The organism is Pseudomonas sp. GB2N2 (assembly GCF_054897705.1).
The window spans coordinates 3,543,011-3,562,318 of the sequence record NZ_CM142701.1; the positions used below are offsets into that span (position 1 = coordinate 3,543,011).

22 protein-coding genes are annotated in these 19,308 nt (G+C 59.2%); 12 read left to right on the top strand and 10 right to left on the bottom strand.

Annotated elements, in window-relative coordinates; translation table 11 throughout:
• Positions 1 to 101: 101 nt before the first annotated feature.
• From algW to ACYZT4_RS16470, 3 genes are all read left to right on the top strand, one after another.
• Positions 102 to 1,262 carry a Do family serine endopeptidase AlgW gene (gene algW / locus ACYZT4_RS16460; protein WP_461981348.1) on the top strand — a complete coding sequence of 387 codons (1,161 nt, stop codon included), beginning with the start codon at positions 102 to 104 and terminating at the stop codon, positions 1,260 to 1,262.
• 86 nt (positions 1,263 to 1,348) lie between these two features.
• Entirely contained in the window at positions 1,349 to 3,454 is a 2,106-nt protein-coding gene (locus tag ACYZT4_RS16465) for a TonB-dependent siderophore receptor (RefSeq protein WP_461981350.1), read from the top strand.
• Positions 3,455 to 3,471: 17 nt separating this feature from the next.
• The gene (locus ACYZT4_RS16470; protein WP_461988706.1) at positions 3,472 to 4,191 is read left to right on the top strand and encodes a DUF4198 domain-containing protein; all 720 of its coding nucleotides are present in this window, start codon (positions 3,472 to 3,474) and stop codon (positions 4,189 to 4,191) included.
• A 119-nt stretch (positions 4,192 to 4,310) separates the two neighbouring features.
• Here the strand turns inward: ACYZT4_RS16470 and hisC are convergent, their stop codons facing one another.
• The 10 genes from hisC to ACYZT4_RS16520 all read right to left on the bottom strand — a co-directional run bounded on the left by hisC (position 4,311) and on the right by ACYZT4_RS16520 (position 12,291).
• Complete coding sequence (gene hisC, locus ACYZT4_RS16475; protein WP_461981352.1) at positions 4,311 to 5,363, bottom strand: histidinol-phosphate transaminase; 1,053 nt, start codon at positions 5,361 to 5,363, stop codon at positions 4,311 to 4,313.
• Positions 5,360 to 6,703 (bottom strand): histidinol dehydrogenase, encoded by a 1,344-nt coding sequence (hisD, locus tag ACYZT4_RS16480; RefSeq protein WP_461981354.1) that lies wholly within the window; start codon positions 6,701 to 6,703, stop codon positions 5,360 to 5,362. Before hisD ends, hisC begins: the two co-directional genes overlap by 4 nt.
• A 125-nt stretch (positions 6,704 to 6,828) precedes the next feature.
• The gene (gene hisG, locus ACYZT4_RS16485) at positions 6,829 to 7,464 is read right to left on the bottom strand and encodes an ATP phosphoribosyltransferase (RefSeq protein ID WP_007901570.1); all 636 of its coding nucleotides are present in this window, start codon (positions 7,462 to 7,464) and stop codon (positions 6,829 to 6,831) included.
• 142 nt (positions 7,465 to 7,606) lie between these two features.
• Positions 7,607 to 8,872 (bottom strand): UDP-N-acetylglucosamine 1-carboxyvinyltransferase, encoded by a 1,266-nt coding sequence (gene murA, locus ACYZT4_RS16490; protein WP_461981356.1) that lies wholly within the window; start codon positions 8,870 to 8,872, stop codon positions 7,607 to 7,609.
• 22 nt (positions 8,873 to 8,894) lie between these two features.
• A complete protein-coding gene (locus ACYZT4_RS16495; RefSeq protein ID WP_461981358.1) occupies positions 8,895 to 9,134 on the bottom strand; it encodes a BolA family protein in 240 nt (79 codons plus the stop codon).
• Between the two features lie 113 nt (positions 9,135 to 9,247).
• Positions 9,248 to 9,553: an STAS domain-containing protein gene (locus ACYZT4_RS16500; RefSeq protein WP_461981360.1), complete on the bottom strand. Its 306-nt coding sequence runs from the start codon at positions 9,551 to 9,553 to the stop codon at positions 9,248 to 9,250.
• A complete protein-coding gene (locus ACYZT4_RS16505) occupies positions 9,550 to 10,206 on the bottom strand; it encodes an MlaC/ttg2D family ABC transporter substrate-binding protein (protein ID WP_461981362.1) in 657 nt (218 codons plus the stop codon). Before ACYZT4_RS16505 ends, ACYZT4_RS16500 begins: the two co-directional genes overlap by 4 nt.
• Positions 10,207 to 10,217: 11 nt before the next feature.
• Positions 10,218 to 10,685, bottom strand: coding sequence for an outer membrane lipid asymmetry maintenance protein MlaD (gene mlaD / locus ACYZT4_RS16510; RefSeq protein ID WP_461981364.1), 468 nt, complete (start codon positions 10,683 to 10,685; stop codon positions 10,218 to 10,220).
• A complete protein-coding gene (gene mlaE, locus ACYZT4_RS16515; protein ID WP_461981366.1) occupies positions 10,685 to 11,482 on the bottom strand; it encodes a lipid asymmetry maintenance ABC transporter permease subunit MlaE in 798 nt (265 codons plus the stop codon). The genes mlaD and mlaE overlap by 1 nt, the downstream gene beginning before the upstream one ends.
• Complete coding sequence (locus ACYZT4_RS16520; RefSeq protein ID WP_461981368.1) at positions 11,482 to 12,291, bottom strand: ATP-binding cassette domain-containing protein; 810 nt, start codon at positions 12,289 to 12,291, stop codon at positions 11,482 to 11,484. Before ACYZT4_RS16520 ends, mlaE begins: the two co-directional genes overlap by 1 nt.
• Positions 12,292 to 12,567: 276 nt before the next feature.
• Between ACYZT4_RS16520 and ACYZT4_RS16525 the strand changes: the two genes are divergently transcribed.
• The 9 genes from ACYZT4_RS16525 to rapZ all read left to right on the top strand — a co-directional run bounded on the left by ACYZT4_RS16525 (position 12,568) and on the right by rapZ (position 19,300).
• A complete protein-coding gene (locus ACYZT4_RS16525) occupies positions 12,568 to 13,542 on the top strand; it encodes a KpsF/GutQ family sugar-phosphate isomerase (RefSeq protein WP_461981370.1) in 975 nt (324 codons plus the stop codon).
• Positions 13,542 to 14,066 carry a KdsC family phosphatase gene (locus ACYZT4_RS16530; RefSeq protein WP_461981372.1) on the top strand — a complete coding sequence of 175 codons (525 nt, stop codon included), beginning with the start codon at positions 13,542 to 13,544 and terminating at the stop codon, positions 14,064 to 14,066. The genes ACYZT4_RS16525 and ACYZT4_RS16530 overlap by 1 nt, the downstream gene beginning before the upstream one ends.
• A gap of 7 nt (positions 14,067 to 14,073) precedes the next feature.
• Entirely contained in the window at positions 14,074 to 14,646 is a 573-nt protein-coding gene (gene lptC / locus ACYZT4_RS16535; protein WP_461981374.1) for an LPS export ABC transporter periplasmic protein LptC, read from the top strand.
• On the top strand, positions 14,633 to 15,181 hold the full coding sequence (gene lptA / locus ACYZT4_RS16540) for a lipopolysaccharide transport periplasmic protein LptA (protein WP_461981376.1): 549 nt from the start codon (positions 14,633 to 14,635) through the stop codon (positions 15,179 to 15,181). Before lptC ends, lptA begins: the two co-directional genes overlap by 14 nt.
• The gene (gene lptB / locus ACYZT4_RS16545) at positions 15,181 to 15,906 is read left to right on the top strand and encodes an LPS export ABC transporter ATP-binding protein (protein WP_027924532.1); all 726 of its coding nucleotides are present in this window, start codon (positions 15,181 to 15,183) and stop codon (positions 15,904 to 15,906) included. The genes lptA and lptB overlap by 1 nt, the downstream gene beginning before the upstream one ends.
• A gap of 180 nt (positions 15,907 to 16,086) precedes the next feature.
• Positions 16,087 to 17,580 (top strand): RNA polymerase factor sigma-54, encoded by a 1,494-nt coding sequence (locus tag ACYZT4_RS16550; protein ID WP_461981379.1) that lies wholly within the window; start codon positions 16,087 to 16,089, stop codon positions 17,578 to 17,580.
• Between the two features lie 74 nt (positions 17,581 to 17,654).
• Positions 17,655 to 17,963: a ribosome hibernation-promoting factor, HPF/YfiA family gene (gene hpf / locus ACYZT4_RS16555; protein ID WP_007941242.1), complete on the top strand. Its 309-nt coding sequence runs from the start codon at positions 17,655 to 17,657 to the stop codon at positions 17,961 to 17,963.
• A gap of 12 nt (positions 17,964 to 17,975) precedes the next feature.
• On the top strand, positions 17,976 to 18,440 hold the full coding sequence (gene ptsN, locus ACYZT4_RS16560) for a PTS IIA-like nitrogen regulatory protein PtsN (RefSeq protein WP_461981381.1): 465 nt from the start codon (positions 17,976 to 17,978) through the stop codon (positions 18,438 to 18,440).
• Between the two features lie 2 nt (positions 18,441 to 18,442).
• The gene (rapZ, locus tag ACYZT4_RS16565) at positions 18,443 to 19,300 is read left to right on the top strand and encodes an RNase adapter RapZ (RefSeq protein WP_461981383.1); all 858 of its coding nucleotides are present in this window, start codon (positions 18,443 to 18,445) and stop codon (positions 19,298 to 19,300) included.
• Positions 19,301 to 19,308 lie beyond the last annotated feature (8 nt).

The window sequence follows — 19,308 nt, forward strand, 5'->3', positions numbered from 1 at the left end:
AAAGACTCCTAAATATCCCGTTCAGAGGCGCGCGCGGCCTCGTATAATGCGCGACATTATGGGCGGTCTCATACCGCCTGCAACCTTTCAGGACGTGCTTAATGCTCAAGGCGCTGCGTTTTTCCAGCTGGCCGCTGTTGGCCGGCGTGCTTATCGCTCTGTTGATTATCCAGCGTTACCCGCAGTGGGTCGGGTTGCCGAGCCTCGACGTCAACCTGCAACAAGCCCCGCAATCCACCTTCGTGCAACAGGGTCCGGTGTCCTATGCCGACGCAGTGACCATCGCCGCGCCGTCGGTGGTCAACCTGTACACCACCAAGGTCATCAACAAGCCCAACCATCCGCTGTTTGAAGATCCGCAATTCCGGCGCTTCTTCGGCGACAACTCGCCGAAGCAGAAGCGCATGGAATCGAGCCTGGGTTCCGGCGTGATCATGAGCCCGGAAGGTTATCTGCTGACCAACAACCACGTGACCAGCGGCGCCGACCAGATTGTGGTGGCGTTGAAGGACGGCCGTGAAACCCTGGCCCGCGTAATCGGCAGCGACCCGGAAACCGACCTCGCGGTGTTGAAGATCGATTTGAAAAACTTGCCGGCGATCACCGTGGGTCGCTCCGATAACATCCGCATCGGCGACGTGGCCCTGGCCATCGGCAACCCGTTCGGCGTCGGCCAGACCGTGACCATGGGCATCATCAGCGCCACCGGTCGCAACCAGTTGGGCCTGAACAACTACGAAGATTTCATCCAGACCGACGCGGCGATCAACCCGGGCAACTCCGGCGGTGCGCTAGTAGACGCCAATGGCAACCTGACCGGCATCAACACGGCGATCTTCTCCAAGTCCGGCGGTTCGCAGGGCATCGGTTTCGCGATCCCGGTGAAGCTGGCGATGGAAGTAATGAAGTCGATCATCGAACACGGCCAGGTGATTCGTGGCTGGCTAGGGATCGAAGTACAGCCATTGACCCAGGAACTGGCGGAGTCGTTTGGCCTGTCGGGACGTCCGGGCATCGTGGTCGCGGGGATCTTCCGCGACGGACCGGCGCAGAAGGCTGGCTTGCAATTGGGTGACGTGATTCTTGCCATCGACGGCGAGCCGGCCGGTGATGGTCGTCGCTCGATGAACCAGGTTGCGCGGATCAAACCGACCGACAAGGTCACGGTTCAGGTGATGCGTAACGGCAAGGAATTGAAGCTGACCGCGGAAATCGGCTTGCGTCCACCGCCCGCGCCCGTGAAGGAAAAAGAAGAGAACTAAGCCCGGCCCGAGATTCTCGGGCTGTTGGAAGACATTCTCATTAGACATGTTATATTGTTTCAATATCACTATTGGAACAACATAACATGTCGTCTCGAACCATGGTTTCTGCGGCAGGTCTGGCCCTTGGTCTATTGGCAGATCCGGTCTTCGCCGAAGATTCCAGCCCGCTCGAACTGGACGCGATCAGCGTCACCTCTGACTACGAATCCCCCACCGGCCCCGTCAAAGGCTATCGCGCCTCCCGCTCCTCCAGCGCGACCAAGACCGACACGGCTATCCGCGACATCCCGCAATCGATCAGCGTTGTACCTGCGAGTGTGCTCAAAGACTTGGGCAGCACCAGCGTTGAACGCGCCTTGGACTTTGCCGGCGGCGTATCGAAGCAGAACAATTTCGGTGGCCTGACGCTCTACGAATACAGCGTGCGCGGCTTCAGCACATCGGAGTTCTACAAGGACGGTTTCAGTGCCAATCGCGGCTACCCGAGCACGCCGGACGTGGCGAACATCGAGCGAATAGAAGTGCTCAAAGGTCCGGCTGCCAGCCTTTATGGCCGAGGCGATCCGGGTGGCACGTTGAACATCGTGACCAAGAAACCCCAACCGCACGCCTTCACCACGCTGCAGACCAGTGCTGGCAGCTGGGATCGCTATCGCACCGCACTGGACGTCAACACACCGCTGGATACCGACGGCAATGTGCTCTCGCGGGTCAATCTGGCCGTCGAGGACAACCACAGTTTCCGCGATCACGTCGAGAGCCAGCGCGTGTTCGTCGCGCCCTCCTTCAGTTGGCAACTGAACCCCGACACGCATGTGCTGGTGGAGAGCGAATTCGTCCGCCACAGCTCCACCTTCGACCGTGGCATTGTCGCGCCGAACAATAAATGGAGCGGCGTCTCGCGCTCGACCTTCCTCGGCGAACCCAACGATGGCGACATCGATAACCACAACAATAGTCTGCAAGCCGCGCTCGAACATCAGCTCGACGACCGTTGGAAGCTGCGCCTGGCCAGCCATTACAAAGAAGGAAAACTCTGGGGCTTCGCTTCGGAAACCCGGCCGTTGAATGCCAACGGCCACACGGTCAACCGCCGCTACCGTGAGCGTGACAACAATTGGCACGACAGCATCACCCAACTCGAACTGAGCGGCGTGTTCGACCTTGGCACCTGGCAGCACGAACTGCTGATCGGCAGCGAATACGAGAATTACCGCAAGGATGAGCGGGTCACGACCATTGCCGGCACCCCCTACACCATCGACATTTACCAACCCGTCTACGGCCAGCGCAAACCCGACGGCGCGCGTTCCGGCACGGACATCTTCGAACACGTCGAAAGCCATGCGTTGAACCTGCAGGATCAGATCATCTTCACCGACAAACTGCGCGGCATGATCGGTGCGCGCTTCGAACATTTCGAGCAAGGCATCGACGATCACACCCGCAGCACAGCCAGCCGCCAGAGCAACGATGCGCTGACTCAACGGGCAGGCCTGCTCTATCAACTGACACCTGAAGTCGGTCTGTTCGCCAACGCCTCCACTTCATTCAAACCGAACAACGGACTGGACGCCGCTGGCAAATCCTTCGACCCGGAAGAAGGTGTCGGCTACGAGGTGGGGATCAAGAGCGAGCTGTTCGACAACCGCCTGAGCAGTACCCTCGCCGCGTTTCGAATCGACAAGGAAAACGTCCTCGCCCTCGATCCGGGCACCGATACCAGCCGCGCCATGGGCAAGGCTCGCAGCCAGGGTTTCGATCTACAAGTCACCGGCCAGGTAACCGACGCCGTGCGGGTGATCGGCGCATTCGCCTATATCGATGCTGAAGTCACCAAGGGCGATAGAGCCATTCCTGCGGGCAGCCGCATCCTCGGCGTGGCCAGGCGCAGCGGCAGTCTGCTGGGGGTTTATGAATTTCAGGAGGGTTACTTGCGCGGCTCAGACCTCGGCGCGGCGTTCACCTTTGTCGGCGATCGCTCGGGTGAAGCCGGCAGCGACTTCGAACTACCGGCTTACCACACCGTCGACCTGCTGGCCCATTACAAGGCCAGCGACAACGTCATCGTGGGTCTGAACCTGAACAACCTTTTCGACGAGAAATACTTCGAGCGCTCTTACAGCAACTACTGGGTCAGCCCCGGTGAGCCGCGCAATTTCACCGTCAGCCTGACACTCAACCTGTAAAGGACGTCACCATGCAAATGCAATCTCTCAAGCCCTTGGCGCTGCTCGCCCTGCTCTTCGCCGCTGAAGTCTCGGCCCATGGCCTGTGGACCGAACAGCGCCGCGGCACTGTCGAAGTGGTTTACGGCCACGGCGCCGAAGACAACACCTTCAAACCACAGAAAATCAGCGGTGCCTGGGCCTATGACGTCAGCGGCAACATGATCCCGGTGTCCGTCCAGCGCCTCGCCGACCACGCCCGCCTGCAACCGCTGAAACCACCGGCCGTCATGGCCGTGGCGCTGAACAACGGCATGTGGTCGCGGACCGCTGATAAAAAGTGGGTCAACAAAGGACGCACTAAAGTGCCCGGGGCGGTTGAATCCATCCAGACGTTCAAGTACAGCCTGGCGATTTATCAACCGGGGGCGAAGTTGCCGGCGCTTGAGCAGATGAAATTGCTGATTCTGCCGGAGGTCGACCCGTTAACGGTCGGGCCAGGCAAGTCGTTGCCGGTGCGCGTGCTGCTGGACGGCAAACCGGCGGCGGGCGTGAAGTTGATTGGCGACTATCGCAGTGCGCCGAATACGCTGAGTACCGAAACAGATTCGGAAGGTCGAGCGCAGGTGCAGGTGCGTAATGAGGGGCTGAATGTGATTGCGGCGCAGATGGAAGTGCCGGTGCAGGGCAGCGCTGATGTGAGCAGCCGGGGGCTGTTCAGTTCGCTGACGTTCCTCGGCGAGGCGCATCACGAGTAAGGCATCGATTCTGCGGCGGATCTTTCGCCGGCAAGCCCGCGCCTACAGGATTTGTGTCAATCACAAGCGTTGTGGACGACACAATTATCTGTAGGCGCTGGCTCGCCAGCGAAAGCGATTTACAGGTCGCCGAGACCGTCGATCAGTGCCTGGTTTTGCTCAGGCGTGCCGATGGAAATCCGCAGGAACTGGGCAATTCGCTCCTGCGTGAAGTGCCGCACGATCACGCCCTGCTCGCGCAACTTCGCCGCCAGTCCCGCCGCATCGTGCTGCGGGTGACGGGCGAAGATGAAGTTCGCCGCCGACGGCAACACGTCAAAGCCCTTCGCTTGCAATTGCGCGACGACCTTCTCACGGTTCTCGATCACCAACCGGCACGTCTTGTCGAAGTACTCACGGTCCTCGAACGCCGCCGCCGCCCCGACATTCGCCAGACGATCCAGCGGATAGGAGTTGAAGCTGTTCTTGATCCGCTCCAGCGCTTCGATCAGGTCCGGATGCCCCACCGCCAGACCCACCCGCAGGCCGGCCAGTGAACGGGACTTGGACAACGTCTGGGTCACCAGCAGGTTTGGATAACGGTCCACCAGGGTGATTGCCGTCTCGCCACCGAAGTCGATGTAAGCCTCATCCACCACGACCACCGAATCCGGGCTGGCCTTGAGGATCTGCTCCACCGCGTCCAGCGCCAACAGGCAACCGGTCGGCGCATTCGGGTTGGGAAAAATGATCCCGCCGTTCGGTTTGGCGTAGTCCGCCGGGGCGATCCGGAACTGCTCATCCAGCGGCACCGCGTCGAACTTGATGCCGTACAACCCACAGTAAACCGGATAGAAGCTGTAGCTGATGTCCGGGAATAACAGCGGTTTATCGTGCTGCAGCAACCCGTGGAAGATGTGCGCCAAGACTTCGTCGGAACCGTTGCCCAGGAACACCTGATTGCTTTGCACGCCGTAATAGTCGGCAACGGCGTTCTTCAGCAGATCACTGTTCGGGTCCGGGTACAGACGCAAGTTGTCATTCAGTTCGGTCTGCATCGCGGCCAAGGCTTTAGGCGACGGACCGTAAGGGTTTTCGTTGGTGTTGAGCTTCACCAGTTTGGCCAGTTTCGGCTGCTCACCCGGCACGTAAGGCACCAGGTTCTTGACGAACGGACTCCAGAATTTACTCATTTCAGTTTTCCCTGCCCTTCAATGGAGAGCTCGTCGATGATGCGGTATTCGGCGCTGCGGGCGTGGGCCGTCAGCGACTCGCCACGGGCGAGCACCGAAGCGGTCTTGCCCAGTTCCGACGCACCCTGCTCGGAGCAAAAGATGATCGACGAGCGTTTCTGGAAGTCGTACACACCCAGCGGCGACGAGAAGCGCGCTGTGCCAGAAGTCGGCAGCACGTGGTTCGGCCCGGCGCAGTAGTCGCCCAAGGCTTCAGACGTGTGACGGCCCATGAAGATCGCGCCCGCGTGGCGGATCTGCGGCAACCACGCTTGCGGATCGGCGACCGACAACTCCAGGTGCTCCGGCGCAATGCGGTTGGCCACTTCGATGGCTTGTTCCATATCGCGCACCTTGATCAAGGCGCCACGGCCATTGATCGAGGTTTCGATGATCTCGGCGCGTTCCATGGTTGGCAGCAGTTTGGCGATGCTGGCGGCAACCTGGTCGAGGAACTCGGCGTCCGGGCTGACCAGAATCGCCTGAGCGTCTTCGTCGTGCTCGGCCTGAGAGAACAGGTCCATGGCGATCCAGTCCGGATCGGTCTTGCCGTCGCACACCACGAGGATTTCCGACGGGCCGGCGATCATGTCGATACCGACCTGGCCGAATACGTGACGCTTGGCGGTGGCGACATAGATGTTGCCCGGGCCGACGACCTTGTCGACCTTCGGCACGCTTTCGGTGCCGTAAGCCAGCGCGGCAACCGCTTGTGCGCCCCCGATGGTAAACACGCGGTCGACGCCGGCGATGCAGGCGGCGGCCAGCACCAGTTCGTTGATTTCACCGCGCGGGGTCGGCACCACCATGACCACTTCGGTCACGCCGGCGACCTTGGCCGGAATCGCGTTCATCAACACCGACGAGGGGTACGACGCCTTGCCGCCCGGCACGTACAGGCCGGCGCGATCCAGCGGCGTGACCTTCTGGCCCAGCACCGTGCCGTCGGCTTCGGTGTAGCTCCAGGAATCCTGTTTCTGTTTTTCGTGATAAGTGCGCACGCGGGTCGCGGCTTTTTCCAGCGCTTCACGCTGAGGCACTGTAATACGGGTCAACGCCAGTTCCAGGCGTTCGCGCGGCAGGATCAAGTCGGCCATCGAGGCGACTTCCAGGCCGTCGAACTTCTGGGTGAACTCCACCAGCGCCGCATCGCCGCGCTCGCGCACGGCTTTGATGATGTCCAGCACCCGCTGATTGACCGAGTCGTCAGACACACTTTCCCAGCTCAGCAGATGATCCAGATGATGTGCGAAATCCGGGTCAGCAGCGTTGAGTCGGCGAATTGCAGTCGGTGCGGTCATAGCGAGAGCCTCATAGGAATGGCAAAAACTCAGGCGCCCTAACTTAGCAGTCGTTTCCGCTTGGGCACCTGAGATTCTGGCTATGAGGCGGATAGACGGGCGCGACTCAAGGTCGCGCAGGTGAATCAGCCGCGGTGTCGAGACTCCACTGCCTTGCGCAGGGTGTCGATCAACGCCTGGATACGGGCGTGTTGCATTTTCATCGAAGCTTTGTTGACGATCAGCCGGGAACTGATGTCGGCAATGAAATCCTGAGGTTCCAGGCCATTGGCGCGCAGGGTATTGCCGGTGTCGACCACGTCGATGATCTTGTCCGCCAGACCGATCAGCGGCGCCAGTTCCATCGAGCCGTACAGCTTGATGATGTCGACCTGACGGCCCTGTTCGGCGTAATAGCGCTTGGCAACGTTGACGAACTTGGTCGCGACCCGCAGACGGCCCTTGGGCTCGACATCGCCGACACGGCCAGCGGTCATCAGCTTGCACAGGGCGATTCGCAGGTCCAGAGGCTCGTACAGACCCTGGCCACCATATTCCATCAACACATCTTTACCGGCGACGCCCAGGTCAGCGGCACCATGCTCGACATACGTCGGCACATCGGTGGCGCGCACGATCAGCAGGCGCACATCGGCCTGGGTCGTGGGGATGATCAGCTTGCGGCTCTTGTCCGGATTCTCGGTCGGCACGATGCCCGCTTCAGCCAGAAGCGGCAGGGTGTCGTCAAGGATGCGGCCCTTGGACAGTGCGATGGTCAACATGGGAAACGTCAGTCCTTATCAGGCTACTGATGCCCGGTCGCAAATGGCGCCGGACACACATCGAGGCTTTCTCAATAATGAAAAGACAGCCCCGATTTGAAACGAAACCAGCGGGCGCGTCCTTGCGCCCATGCAGCAGGAACTAGCCCGGTACGCGGCGGATCTTGGCGCCGAGCATCTGCAGTTTCTCTTCGATGCACTCGTAACCACGGTCGATGTGGTAGATGCGATCGATCAGGGTGTCACCTTCAGCGATCAACGCCGAGATCACCAGGCTGGCCGAAGCACGCAGGTCGGTGGCCATCACTGGCGCGCCTTTCAGCTTCTCGGTACCGGTGACGATGGCGGTGTTGCCTTCGACCTGGATCTTGGCGCCCATGCGGTGCAGTTCGTAAACGTGCATGAAGCGGTTTTCGAAGATCGTCTCGATCACGGCACCGGTGCCTTCGGCAATGGCGTTGAGCGAGATGAACTGCGCCTGCATGTCAGTCGGGAATGCCGGGTACGGAGCGGTGCGCACGTTGACGGCTTTCGGCCGCTTGCCGTGCATGTTCAGCTCGATCCAGTCTTCGCCGCAGGTGATTTCAGCACCCGACTCGCGGAGTTTTTCGAGAACGGCTTCGAGGATGGTCGGATCGGTGTCCTTGACCTTCACACGACCGCCGGTCACGGCAGCAGCGACCAGGTAAGTCCCGGTTTCGATACGGTCCGGCATCACTTTGTAAGTGGTCGGGTGCAGACGCTCAACGCCATCGATGGTGATGGTGTCGGTGCCGGCGCCAGTGATTTTGGCACCCATGGCGATCAGGAAGTTCGCCAGGTCGACAACTTCAGGTTCGCGCGCGGCGTTGGCCAGGACGCTGCGACCCTTGGCCAGGGCGGCGGCCATCATGATGTTTTCGGTACCGGTCACGCTGACGGTGTCGAAGAAGAAGTGCGCACCGCGCAGGCCACCTTCAGGGGCCTTCGCCTTGATGTAGCCGCCTTCAACGTCGATGACCGCGCCCATGGCTTCAAGGCCACGGATGTGCAGGTCCACCGGACGCGAACCGATGGCGCAACCGCCAGGCAGTGCAACTTCGGCTTCGCCGAAACGGGCAACCATCGGGCCGAGTACCAGGATCGACGCACGCATGGTTTTAACCAGTTCGTACGGAGCGATCAGGGTCTTGATGGTGCGCGGGTCGATTTCGACGCTGAGTTTCTCGTCGATCACCGGCTCAATGCCCATGCGACCGAACAGCTCGATCATGGTGGTGATGTCGTGCAGGTGCGGCAGGTTGGCAACGGTTACCGGGCCATCGCACAGCAAGGTGGCAGCCAGGATCGGCAGGGCAGAGTTTTTTGCCCCGGAAATGCGGATCTCGCCATCAAGACGAGCGCCACCGCTAATAATCAATTTATCCATAAGAATCTCGACGCCCTTGGGCTCAGGTGCGCTCGGCCCAGGCCGCGCTGCTGAAAAATTTCATAGTGACCGCATGGATGCTGCCATCGGTAATCCATGGGTTCAAATGGGCATAGACCTGCTGCTGACGCTTCACCGGGCTCAACGCCGCCAGTTCATCGCTAATCACGTTCAGCTGGAAATTGCAGCCTTCGCCTTCAACTTCCACCAGCGTGTTTGGCAGCTTTCCTTCAAGGAAGCTCTTCACTTCTACGGCCTGCATGCTCAACCTCAATCGGCGCCCTGTGCGCGCGGGTCGGACATCATACAAAAAAGCCCCGCGCCTGCGAACCCCGCGAAGCAGGACTCTGACGGGGGGCTTCTTAATAGATGCGGTTAGGGATGCGCCAACAGCTCGGTCAATTCGCTGACCTGAGCGATTTCGCGCATGTCTTCGGGCATCGCCCGGATGCTCAGCGCCTTGCCGGCCTCCTGTGCATCACGCATGAAACACAGCAGCAGCGACAAACCGACACTGCTGGATTTCAACACCGCCGAACAATCCACCACAAATGCAGCGGCTTTGCTGGCCTTGATCAGCGCCTGGCCCTGCTTGCGCAGGCCCGGGCCGGTGCGGTAGTCCAGCATGCCGCTGAGCATCAGCTCACCGGATTCACTCATGCGAATGGCCGACACACTCATTGCGACTGCTTCTCGGTGGTTTGTTTCTCGCTGGTTTGCTTGGCTTTGGCAACTTCCCCGGCCCAACCATTGATGGTCTTGTCCAGGTCATTGCCATTGCGTTGCATCGCGTCGGCGAACTGATCGCGGAACAGCTTGCCAATGTTGATGCCGTTGATGATCACGTTGCGCAGCTTCCACTCGCCATCGATCTTCTCCAGCGTGTAAGACACGGGATAGATCGCGCCGTTGCTGCCTTTGACGGTCATGCCAACGCTGGTGCGGTCGCCGGACTCATCCTTGGCAGGTTCGACGGTGATGCCCTGGTTGTTGTACTCGAGCAGCGCATTACCATAAAACTGGAACAGGCCTTTCTTGAAGTTTTCTTCAAAGGTCTTCATCTGCGCAGGCGTGGCTTTGCGCGAATACTTGACGGTCATGATGCTCTTGGAAATGCCTTCGGCATCGACAACAGGCCCGACAATCGTATTCAGCGCCGTGTAAAAGTCCTGCGGATCCTGCTTGTACTTGTCTTTGTTGGCCGACAGGTCGGCGAGCATCCGGGTCGTGGTGTCCTGCACCAGATCATGCGCGGAAGGCGCAGCCACGGCGTTAGCCAGCATCGGCAGCGCTGCGAGTAATACCAACAGCCCACGTCGCAAGGTAGAGATCATTCAAAAGCTCCTCATTTGGCGTCTTTGCTAACGGTATTGAGCAGGAATTTACCGATCAGGTCCTCGAGCACCAGCGACGACTGGGTGTCATGAATGGTCCCACCCTCCTTGAGCAGGGTTTCTTCACCACCCACGCTGATGCCGATGTATTTCTCGCCCAACAGGCCAGCAGTCAGAATAGATGCAGTGGAGTCAGTCGGCAGGTTATCTACGCGCTTTTCCAGTTGCATCGTCACCCGACCGGTGAAACTGTCGCGGTCCAGATCGATCGCCGTGACCTTGCCGATGGTCACACCGGCCATGGTCACTTTAGCTCTGACCGTCAAACCGGCGATATTGTCGAAGTACGCATAAAGTTTATAGGTATCGGTGGTTGCGCTCGGGGACAGGCCACTTACCCGCAACGCCAGCAACAGCAAAGCCAGGATGCCAGCCAGCAAGAAAAGGCCGACACCGATTTCCAGGGTGCGGTTTTGCATCAGAAATCTCCAAACATCAAGGCGGTCAGAATAAAGTCCAGGCCGAGCACAGCCAAAGAGGCATACACCACGGTCTTGGTAGTGGCACGACTGATCCCCTCGGATGTGGGCTCGCAGTCATAGCCTTGGAATACGGCGATCCAGGTCACGACAAAGGCGAAAACGATACTTTTGATAATGCCGTTGAGCACATCGTCAGTGAACGTCACGCTGTTTTGCATGTTGGACCAGTAGGAACCTTCATACACACCCAGCCAGTCGACGGCTACCCACGAACCGCCCCAGATACCCACCACGCTGAAAATCATCGCCAACACCGGCAGGGAAATGAAGCCGGCCCACAGGCGCGGGGCAACGATGTATTTGAGCGGGTCGACACCAATCATTTCCAGACTGGACAGCTGCTCGGTGGACTTCATGTTGCCGATTTCCGCCGTCAGGGCCGAACCGGCGCGTCCGGCGAACAGCAATGCCGTGACCACCGGGCCCAACTCGCGCAACAAGGTCAGGGCAACCATCTGCCCCACCGCCTGCTCCGAACCGTAGCTGGAGAGGATGTTGAACCCTTGCAGCGCCAGCACCATGCCGATGAACACCCCGGAGACCACGATGATCACCAGGGACATCACGCCCACCGAGTGCAACTGCTTGATCATCAGGCCGAAACCGCCACCGATGCCGCCACGGCCGAGCAAGGCGTGAAACAGGAATATCGTCGAACGGCCGAACACCGCCAGCACGTCGATGGCCGCGTGGCCAAACCGGCGCACACGTTCTATGAGTGAAATCTTGCGCATCAACGCTTCCCCAGAAGATCTGCGCGGTAATCCGTCGCTGGAAAGTGGTATGCGACCGGGCCGTCGGGTTCGCCCGTCATGAATTGGCGAATCCGTGGCTCTTGCGAGTTCATCAGTTCCTCAGGCGTGCCCTGCCCCAACACCTGGCCTTCGCCGACTACATAGATGTAGTCGGCGATGCTCGCGGTCTCGGCCAGGTCGTGGGAGACCACGATGCTGGTGATGCCCAGGGCGTCGTTGAGCAGACGGATCAGGCGCACCAATACGCCCATGGCGATCGGGTCCTGGCCGACGAAGGGTTCGTCATACATGAGAATCTGCGGATCGAGGGCAATCGCCCGGGCCAGCGCGACGCGGCGCTTCATGCCGCCGGACAGCTCCTCGGGCATCAAATCGATGGCGCCGCGCAGGCCGACGGCCTGTAATTTGAGCAGCACGATGTCCCGGATCATTTCTTCCGGAAGCTCGGTATGAACGCGTAACGGAAAGGCGACGTTCTCGAACACGTCGAGATCGGTAAACAGTGCGCCACTCTGAAACAGCACACCCATGTGCTTGCGCGCATCGAACAGATCGCTGCGCGACAACTTCGGCAGGTTCTGACCGTTGACCCAGACTTCGCCCTTGGTCGGGCGCAACTGGGCGCCCATCAAACGCAATAATGTGGTCTTGCCACACCCGGAAGGTCCCATGATGCCGGTGACCTTGCCGCGTGGAATACGGATATCGACGTTATTGAAAATGCTGCGCGCACCGCGCTTGAAGGTCAGTCCCTTCAGCTCGACCGCGTAGGCGTTATCGGCACTCATCTAAACTCCTTGCGATGCAGCCTCTCACTCGGACGCCTGTCTCTCTGACGAAAGCACATCCCCTCCGGGCGGGCCGAACTGGCGGCGAACTATATCACTGCAAAGGCCCGGCGCCCAAGCGCCAAGGCGGGCCATGTTCGCCAGTGTTATCGGCAAAAAGCTTCATATCAGTGGGTTTCGGTTACAGGGATTGTCAAAGCACGACGAACTTGCGTGAGGGTTTCGATCATTACCGCTATAATCGCCGCCTTTTCATCAGGCTATACGATTTCCGACATGAGCCAATCCAGCGACCTGATTCAATCAGCTCAACGCACCATCCGCCTCGAACTGGAAGCCGTACAAGGCTTGCTGCCCCATATCGACGCAGATTTCGTACGCGCTTGCGAGATGATTCTGGCCAGCAAAGGCCGCGTGGTTGTGGTCGGCATGGGCAAATCGGGACACATCGGCAACAAGATCGCCGCGACCCTGGCCAGCACCGGCACCACGGCTTTTTTCGTCCATCCGGCCGAAGCCAGCCACGGCGACATGGGCATGATCACCCGCGACGACATCATTTTGGCCTTGTCGAACTCCGGTTCCACCAATGAAATTATCACCCTGCTGCCGTTGATCAAGCGCTTGGGCATCCAGTTGATCAGCGTAACGGGCAACCCCGATTCACCGCTGGCCAAGGCGGCCGAGGTCAACCTCAACGTGCACGTCGAGCATGAAGCCTGCCCGCTGAACCTGGCGCCCACGTCGTCGACCACCGCCGCCCTCGTCATGGGCGACGCCTTGGCCGTCGCATTGCTTGAAGCCCGCGGCTTCACCGCGGAAGATTTCGCGTTTTCCCATCCGGGTGGCGCGCTCGGCCGCCGCCTGCTGCTCAAAGTGGAAACCGTGATGCATGCAGGGCAAGAGTTGCCGCAGGTTCAACGTGGCACCCTGCTCAAAGACGCTTTGATGGAAATGACCCGCAAGGGCCTGGGCATGACCGCGATCGTGGAAGCCGACGGCAAACTCGCCGGAATCTTCACGGACGGTGATTTGCGCCGCACCCTGGATCGCACGATCGATATCCATCACACGACCATCGACGAGGTCATGACCGTTCACGGCAAGACCGCCCGGGCCGACATGCTGGCTGCCGAAGCACTGAAAATCATGGAAGATCATCGAATCAACGCATTGGTGGTGGTGGACAAGGAGGATCGCCCAATTGGCGCCTTCAACCTGTCCGATCTGCTGCGTGCAGGAGTAATGTGATGAGCAATGACCTGCTGCAACGCGGCAAAAACATCAAACTGGCGGTATTTGACGTCGATGGCGTCCTGACCGACGGGCGTTTGTATTTTCTGGAAGACGGCAGCGAATTCAAGACTTTCAACACACTCGACGGCCAAGGCATAAAGATGTTGATGGCGGCCGGCGTTCAGACCGCTATTATCAGCGGCCGCAAGACCCCGGTGGTCGAGCGTCGGGCGAAGAATCTCGGCATTCCTCACGTTTATCAGGGTCGCGAAGATAAACTGGTGGTGCTCGACGAGCTACTTGCCCAACTCAACCTAAGCTATGAACAGGTCGCCTACCTCGGCGACGACCTGCCCGACCTGCCGGTAATTCGCCGCGTCGGCCTGGGCATGGCGGTGGCCAATGCCGCCAGCTTCGTGCGTGAACACGCCCACGGCATCACCCAGGCCCGTGGTGGCGAAGGTGCTGCCCGCGAATTTTGCGAATTGATCCTGCGCGCCCAGGGCCGCCTCGATGCGGCCAACGCCGCGTACCTGTGAGCCAACTATGCTGAGCAAGAAATTTCGCAACATACTGGTGTTCGGTTGCATCGCCGCTATTTTTGCCGCGGTCGGCTACTGGAACATCAGTCCGGAACGCTTCCTCGACCAGCCAGCGGCAAAGGTCGACGAAACCGCGATCGACTATTACGCCACCAACGCTCACAGCGTGCAGTACCTGCCGGATGGCGGCCTGCAATACGAGATGACGTCGGACAAGGTTGAACACTTGAAGGCGACTGAAGTGACGCTGTTGACCAATCCGGACCTCAATCTGTTCCGGGGCACCGAGTTCCCCTGGCACGTCCAGAGCGAAAAAGGCGAAGTCAATCCGGACGGGACCCAGGTCGAATTGATCGACTCGGTGCGCATCACCCGTTTCGACGAGAAAGACCGCAAGACCCTGATTACTTCCACCCGCATGACCGTGTTCCCGCAACAGCAATATGCGCAGACCGAGCAACCCGTTAGAATCGACGGCGCTGGCGGTGTATCGACTGGCAAGGGAATGAAAGCGTATTTGAAAGAAAGCAGGATACACCTGCTATCGAACGTAAGAGGACAGTATGAGGCTCGTTAAAACTCTCCCTATTTTGCTCGGTCTGGGCGCAGCACTGGGAAGCGTGAGCGCCTGGGCTCTGCCGAACGATCAACAGCAGCCCATCCGCATTCAGGCCGACGACGCCCAACTGGACGACAAGAACGGCATTGCCACCTATAAAGGTGACGTGATCATCACCCAAGGCTCGATGAAGGTCACCGGCAATACTGTCACCATGACTCGCACCCCTGCGGGCGACATCGACGTCGTGACTTCGGTGGGCAACCTTGCCTACTTCGAGCAGTTGCAGACGGCGGGCGACACCAAGCCGGTTCAGGGCTGGGGCGTCACCATTCAGTATCACGCCTCGCAAGACCGCGTCGTGCTGATCGATCGCGCCAAGGTCGTCGACAAGGACGGTAACGTCACCCAAGGCGAGAAAATCGTCTACGACACCAACAAAAAGCTCGCCACCGCCGGTCGCGCCACAGGCACCAAAGTCACCGAGTCGCGCCCGCGCATCGACATGGTGATTCAGCCCAAGCCGAAAGCCGGCGAGCAGAAGGCCCCGTAATGGCAACTCTGAAAGCTCAGCATCTGGCCAAGAGCTACAAGAGCCGCCAGGTCGTGCGTGACGTGAGCCTGTCGATCGACAGTGGTCAGATCGTCGGCTTGCTCGGCCCGAACGGTGCCGGCAAAACCACCTGCTTCTACATGATCGTCGGCCTGGTTCAGGCCGATCAGGGCCGCGTTCTGATCGATGACCTGGACGTCAGCCACCAGCCGATGCACGGCCGTGCAAAAGCCGGTATCGGCTACCTGCCGCAAGAAGCGTCGATCTTTCGCAAGCTCTCGGTCGCCGACAACATCATGGCCATCCTCGAGACGCGCAAGGAACTGGACAAGGCCGGTCGTCGCAAGGAGCTGGAAAGCCTGCTGCAGGAATTCCACATCAGCCACATTCGCGACAACCTCGGCATGAGCCTGTCCGGTGGTGAACGCCGCCGCGTGGAAATCGCCCGCGCACTGGCGACCAACCCGAAATTCATCCTCCTCGACGAACCTTTCGCCGGTGTGGACCCGATTTCGGTCGGCGACATCAAACAGATCATCTACCACCTCAAGGCCAAGGGCATTGGTGTGCTGATCACGGACCACAACGTCCGTGAAACACTGGATATCTGCGAAACCGCTTACATCGTCAACGACGGCCAACTGATCGCTGAAGGTGACTCTGCCACCATCCTGGCCAACGACTTGGTGAAGGAAGTGTATCTGGGCCACGAGTTCCGCCTGTAAGCGCCAGTTGGCTGGCTGTCGCCGAGCGTTTGTCTCGATAAAAAATCAATAGTTTTTTATTGTTACAGCGCTCTAGGCAAACGTTAGGGTTTCAGGCATATAATTTGCTTATGTTTGGCGCTCCGGCGCCCTGTAGTGGATGGCGCATGTGCGCCGGGAATAAGGTGTTAAGCCCCTGCCATGAAACCATCGCTAGTCTTGAGAATGGGCCAGCAGCTGACGATGACACCGCAGCTGCAACAGGCCATCCGCCTGCTCCAATTGTCGACCCTGGATCTGCAACAGGAAATCCAGGAGGCCCTGGAGTCCAATCCGATGCTCGAACGCCAGGAAGAAGGCGACGACTTCGATAACGCCGACCCCTTGGCCGACAAAGCCGAACAGCCACCCAACGCCGACGTTTCAGAACCCTCCTACCAGGAAACCGCCCCGACGGTGGATAACCTCGAGGAAGGCGACTGGAACGAGCGCATTCCCAACGAACTGCCCGTCGACACTGCATGGGAAGATGTCTACCAGACTAGCGCCAGCAGTCTGCCGAGCAACGATGACGACGAGTGGGATTTCACCACCCGCACATCGGCCGGCGAAAGCCTGCAAAGCCACCTGCTGTGGCAGCTGAACCTTGCGCCGATGTCCGACACCGATCGCCTGATCGCCGTGACCCTGATCGATTGCATCAACAATCAGGGTTACCTGGACGAATCACTCGAGGAAATCCTCGAAGCCTTCGACCCGGAACTCGATATCGAACTGGATGAGATCGAAGCCGTCCTGCATCGCATCCAGCAATTCGAACCGGCCGGCATCGGTGCCCGCAACCTGAGCGAATGCTTGCTGCTGCAATTGCGTCAGCTGTCCGCCAAGACACCATGGCTGGCCGAGGCCAAGCGCCTCGTCAGCGACTACATTGACCTGCTCGGCAGCCGCGACTACAGCCAGTTGATGCGCCGCATGAAGCTCAAGGAAGATGAACTGCGCCAGGTCATTGAACTGGTGCAGAGTCTTAACCCGCGCCCGGGCTCGCAGATCGAGTCCAGCGAGGCCGAATACGTGGTGCCCGACGTGATCGTGCGCAAGGATAACGAGCGCTGGCTGGTCGAACTGAATCAGGAGTCGGTGCCACGGTTGCGGGTCAACGCCCAATACGCCGGTTTCGTGCGCCGCGCCGACACCAGTGCCGACAACACCTTCATGCGCAATCAGCTGCAGGAAGCCCGCTGGTTCATCAAGAGCCTGCAAAGCCGCAATGAAACCCTGATGAAGGTAGCCACCCAGATCGTCGAGCATCAGCGCGGTTTTCTGGAGTATGGCGACGAAGCGATGAAACCATTGGTGCTGCATGACATCGCCGAAGCGGTAGGCATGCATGAGTCGACGATTTCCCGGGTCACCACGCAAAAATTCATGCATACCCCTCGGGGAATATATGAGCTGAAATACTTTTTCTCCAGCCACGTGAGTACCTCCGAAGGCGGTGAATGCTCGTCCACGGCCATCCGCGCGATCATCAAAAAACTGGTTGCCGCGGAAAATCAGAAAAAGCCGTTGAGTGACAGCAAGATCGCTGGTTTACTGGAGGCACAAGGCATTCAGGTGGCTCGCCGCACCGTCGCCAAGTACCGCGAGTCCCTCGGGATCGCGCCTTCGAGCGAACGCAAGCGGTTGATGTAGAGCCACGCCACAGCGTTCCAGTGGTAGATCATCTGATCTACCGCTTTATGCACTGGCAACGAAGGAGAAGCTGTATGCAAGTCAACATCAGTGGACACCAACTGGAAGTGACCGAACCTCTTCGCACCTACATCGGCGAAAAACTCGAACGATTAGAGAGGCATTTCGACAAGATCACCAACGTGCAAGTCACGATGACGGTCGAAAAGCTCAAGCAGAAAATCGAAGCCACGCTGCATATTCCCGGTAATGAAGTGGTCGCCAACGCGGAACATACCGATATGTACGCGGCGATCGACGCATTGACCGACAAGCTGGATAAACAACTCAAAAAGCATAAGGAAAAGACCCAGAGCCTACTCCAGGGCGCGACCGGTCGTTAACACTCCCTACCCATGATCCGACTTGAAAGCATCCTGACCCCCGGCCGTTCCCTCGTGAACGTGCCGGGCGGCAGCAAAAAGAAAGCCCTCGAACAAATTGCCAATCTGATCGCCCGCGAAGTGCCGGGTCTGGAGATGCAAGATGTCTTCGAGGCTCTGATTGCCCGCGAAAAACTCGGCTCGACGGGGTTTGGTAACGGCATCGCTATTCCTCACTGTCGTCTCAAAGGTTGCACCTCGCCCATCAGTGCCTTGATGCACCTGGACGCCCCCATCGATTTCGACGCCATCGACGGCGCCCCGGTTGACCTGCTGTTTGTTTTGCTGGTCCCGGAAGCGGCTACCGATGCGCACCTTGAATTGCTCCGGCAGATCGCCAGCATGCTTGATCGCAAGGAAGTCCGTGATCGCCTGCGCAGCGCCTCGAGCAATGAAGCCTTGTATCAGGTTGTCCTGGACGAGCAAAACGGGCACTAATCATGCGCTTGATCATCGTCAGTGGCCGTTCCGGCTCAGGTAAAAGTACTGCGCTCGATGTGCTCGAGGACAGTGGCTATTACTGCATCGACAACCTGCCTGCCGGGTTGCTGCCGGAACTGGCCGAACGAGCGCTGATTAACACCGAACTGGCTCAGCCGCTGGTTGCGGTCTCCATCGACGCGCGCAACCTGCCGAGCCATTTAAGTCGTTTTCCGGAATTGCTCGAAGAACTCCGCGGCCGGCATATCCAGTGCGATGTCCTGTACCTGGATGCCGACGAAGAAACCTTGCTCAAACGCTTTTCGGAAACCCGCCGGCGTCACCCGCTGAGCAGTGCCAATCGCTCGCTGGCCGAGGCGATCAACTACGAAACCAGCTTGCTCGGGCCGATTGCCGACCTTGCCGATCTCAAGGTCAACACCACTAACCTGAACCTGTACCAACTGCGCGATACCATCAAGCTGCGGCTGCTGAACCAGCCGGAACCCGGTACCGCATTTTTGGTCGAGTCTTTTGGATTCAAGCGCGGCATGCCGGTGGACGCCGACCTGGTGTTCGACGTGCGTTGCCTGCCGAACCCTTATTGGAAGCCCGAGCTGCGCGAGCAGTCAGGACTTGATCAACCCGTTGCCGAGTACCTGGCAGCCCAGCCGGATGTCGAAGAAATGTTCCAGGACATTTCCTCGTACCTGCTTAAATGGCTGCCCCGCTTTGCCGCCAGCAACCGCGCTTATGTCACCATTGCCATTGGTTGCACCGGCGGGCATCACCGCTCCGTCTACCTGACCGAACGTCTTGGCCAGGTCCTGCAAAAATCCCTGAAGAACGTCCAGGTCCGCCACCGCGACCTCAGCTAAAGGATCCA

What these genes read in the sequence shown, in the direction of transcription:
- algW (WP_461981348.1), top strand. Translation starts at nt 102, where the DNA reads ATGCTCAAGGCGCTGCGTTTTTCCAGCTGGCCGCTGTTGGCCGGCGTG.
- ACYZT4_RS16465 (WP_461981350.1), top strand. Translation starts at nt 1,349, where the DNA reads ATGTCGTCTCGAACCATGGTTTCTGCGGCAGGTCTGGCCCTTGGTCTA.
- ACYZT4_RS16470 (WP_461988706.1), top strand. Translation starts at nt 3,472, where the DNA reads ATGCAATCTCTCAAGCCCTTGGCGCTGCTCGCCCTGCTCTTCGCCGCT.
- hisC (WP_461981352.1), bottom strand. Translation starts at nt 5,363, where the DNA reads ATGAGTAAATTCTGGAGTCCGTTCGTCAAGAACCTGGTGCCTTACGTG.
- hisD (WP_461981354.1), bottom strand. Translation starts at nt 6,703, where the DNA reads ATGACCGCACCGACTGCAATTCGCCGACTCAACGCTGCTGACCCGGAT.
- hisG (WP_007901570.1), bottom strand. Translation starts at nt 7,464, where the DNA reads ATGTTGACCATCGCACTGTCCAAGGGCCGCATCCTTGACGACACCCTG.
- murA (WP_461981356.1), bottom strand. Translation starts at nt 8,872, where the DNA reads ATGGATAAATTGATTATTAGCGGTGGCGCTCGTCTTGATGGCGAGATC.
- ACYZT4_RS16495 (WP_461981358.1), bottom strand. Translation starts at nt 9,134, where the DNA reads ATGCAGGCCGTAGAAGTGAAGAGCTTCCTTGAAGGAAAGCTGCCAAAC.
- ACYZT4_RS16500 (WP_461981360.1), bottom strand. Translation starts at nt 9,553, where the DNA reads ATGAGTGTGTCGGCCATTCGCATGAGTGAATCCGGTGAGCTGATGCTC.
- ACYZT4_RS16505 (WP_461981362.1), bottom strand. Translation starts at nt 10,206, where the DNA reads ATGATCTCTACCTTGCGACGTGGGCTGTTGGTATTACTCGCAGCGCTG.
- mlaD (WP_461981364.1), bottom strand. Translation starts at nt 10,685, where the DNA reads ATGCAAAACCGCACCCTGGAAATCGGTGTCGGCCTTTTCTTGCTGGCT.
- mlaE (WP_461981366.1), bottom strand. Translation starts at nt 11,482, where the DNA reads ATGCGCAAGATTTCACTCATAGAACGTGTGCGCCGGTTTGGCCACGCG.
- ACYZT4_RS16520 (WP_461981368.1), bottom strand. Translation starts at nt 12,291, where the DNA reads ATGAGTGCCGATAACGCCTACGCGGTCGAGCTGAAGGGACTGACCTTC.
- ACYZT4_RS16525 (WP_461981370.1), top strand. Translation starts at nt 12,568, where the DNA reads ATGAGCCAATCCAGCGACCTGATTCAATCAGCTCAACGCACCATCCGC.
- ACYZT4_RS16530 (WP_461981372.1), top strand. Translation starts at nt 13,542, where the DNA reads ATGAGCAATGACCTGCTGCAACGCGGCAAAAACATCAAACTGGCGGTA.
- lptC (WP_461981374.1), top strand. Translation starts at nt 14,074, where the DNA reads ATGCTGAGCAAGAAATTTCGCAACATACTGGTGTTCGGTTGCATCGCC.
- lptA (WP_461981376.1), top strand. Translation starts at nt 14,633, where the DNA reads ATGAGGCTCGTTAAAACTCTCCCTATTTTGCTCGGTCTGGGCGCAGCA.
- lptB (WP_027924532.1), top strand. Translation starts at nt 15,181, where the DNA reads ATGGCAACTCTGAAAGCTCAGCATCTGGCCAAGAGCTACAAGAGCCGC.
- ACYZT4_RS16550 (WP_461981379.1), top strand. Translation starts at nt 16,087, where the DNA reads ATGAAACCATCGCTAGTCTTGAGAATGGGCCAGCAGCTGACGATGACA.
- hpf (WP_007941242.1), top strand. Translation starts at nt 17,655, where the DNA reads ATGCAAGTCAACATCAGTGGACACCAACTGGAAGTGACCGAACCTCTT.
- ptsN (WP_461981381.1), top strand. Translation starts at nt 17,976, where the DNA reads ATGATCCGACTTGAAAGCATCCTGACCCCCGGCCGTTCCCTCGTGAAC.
- rapZ (WP_461981383.1), top strand. Translation starts at nt 18,443, where the DNA reads ATGCGCTTGATCATCGTCAGTGGCCGTTCCGGCTCAGGTAAAAGTACT.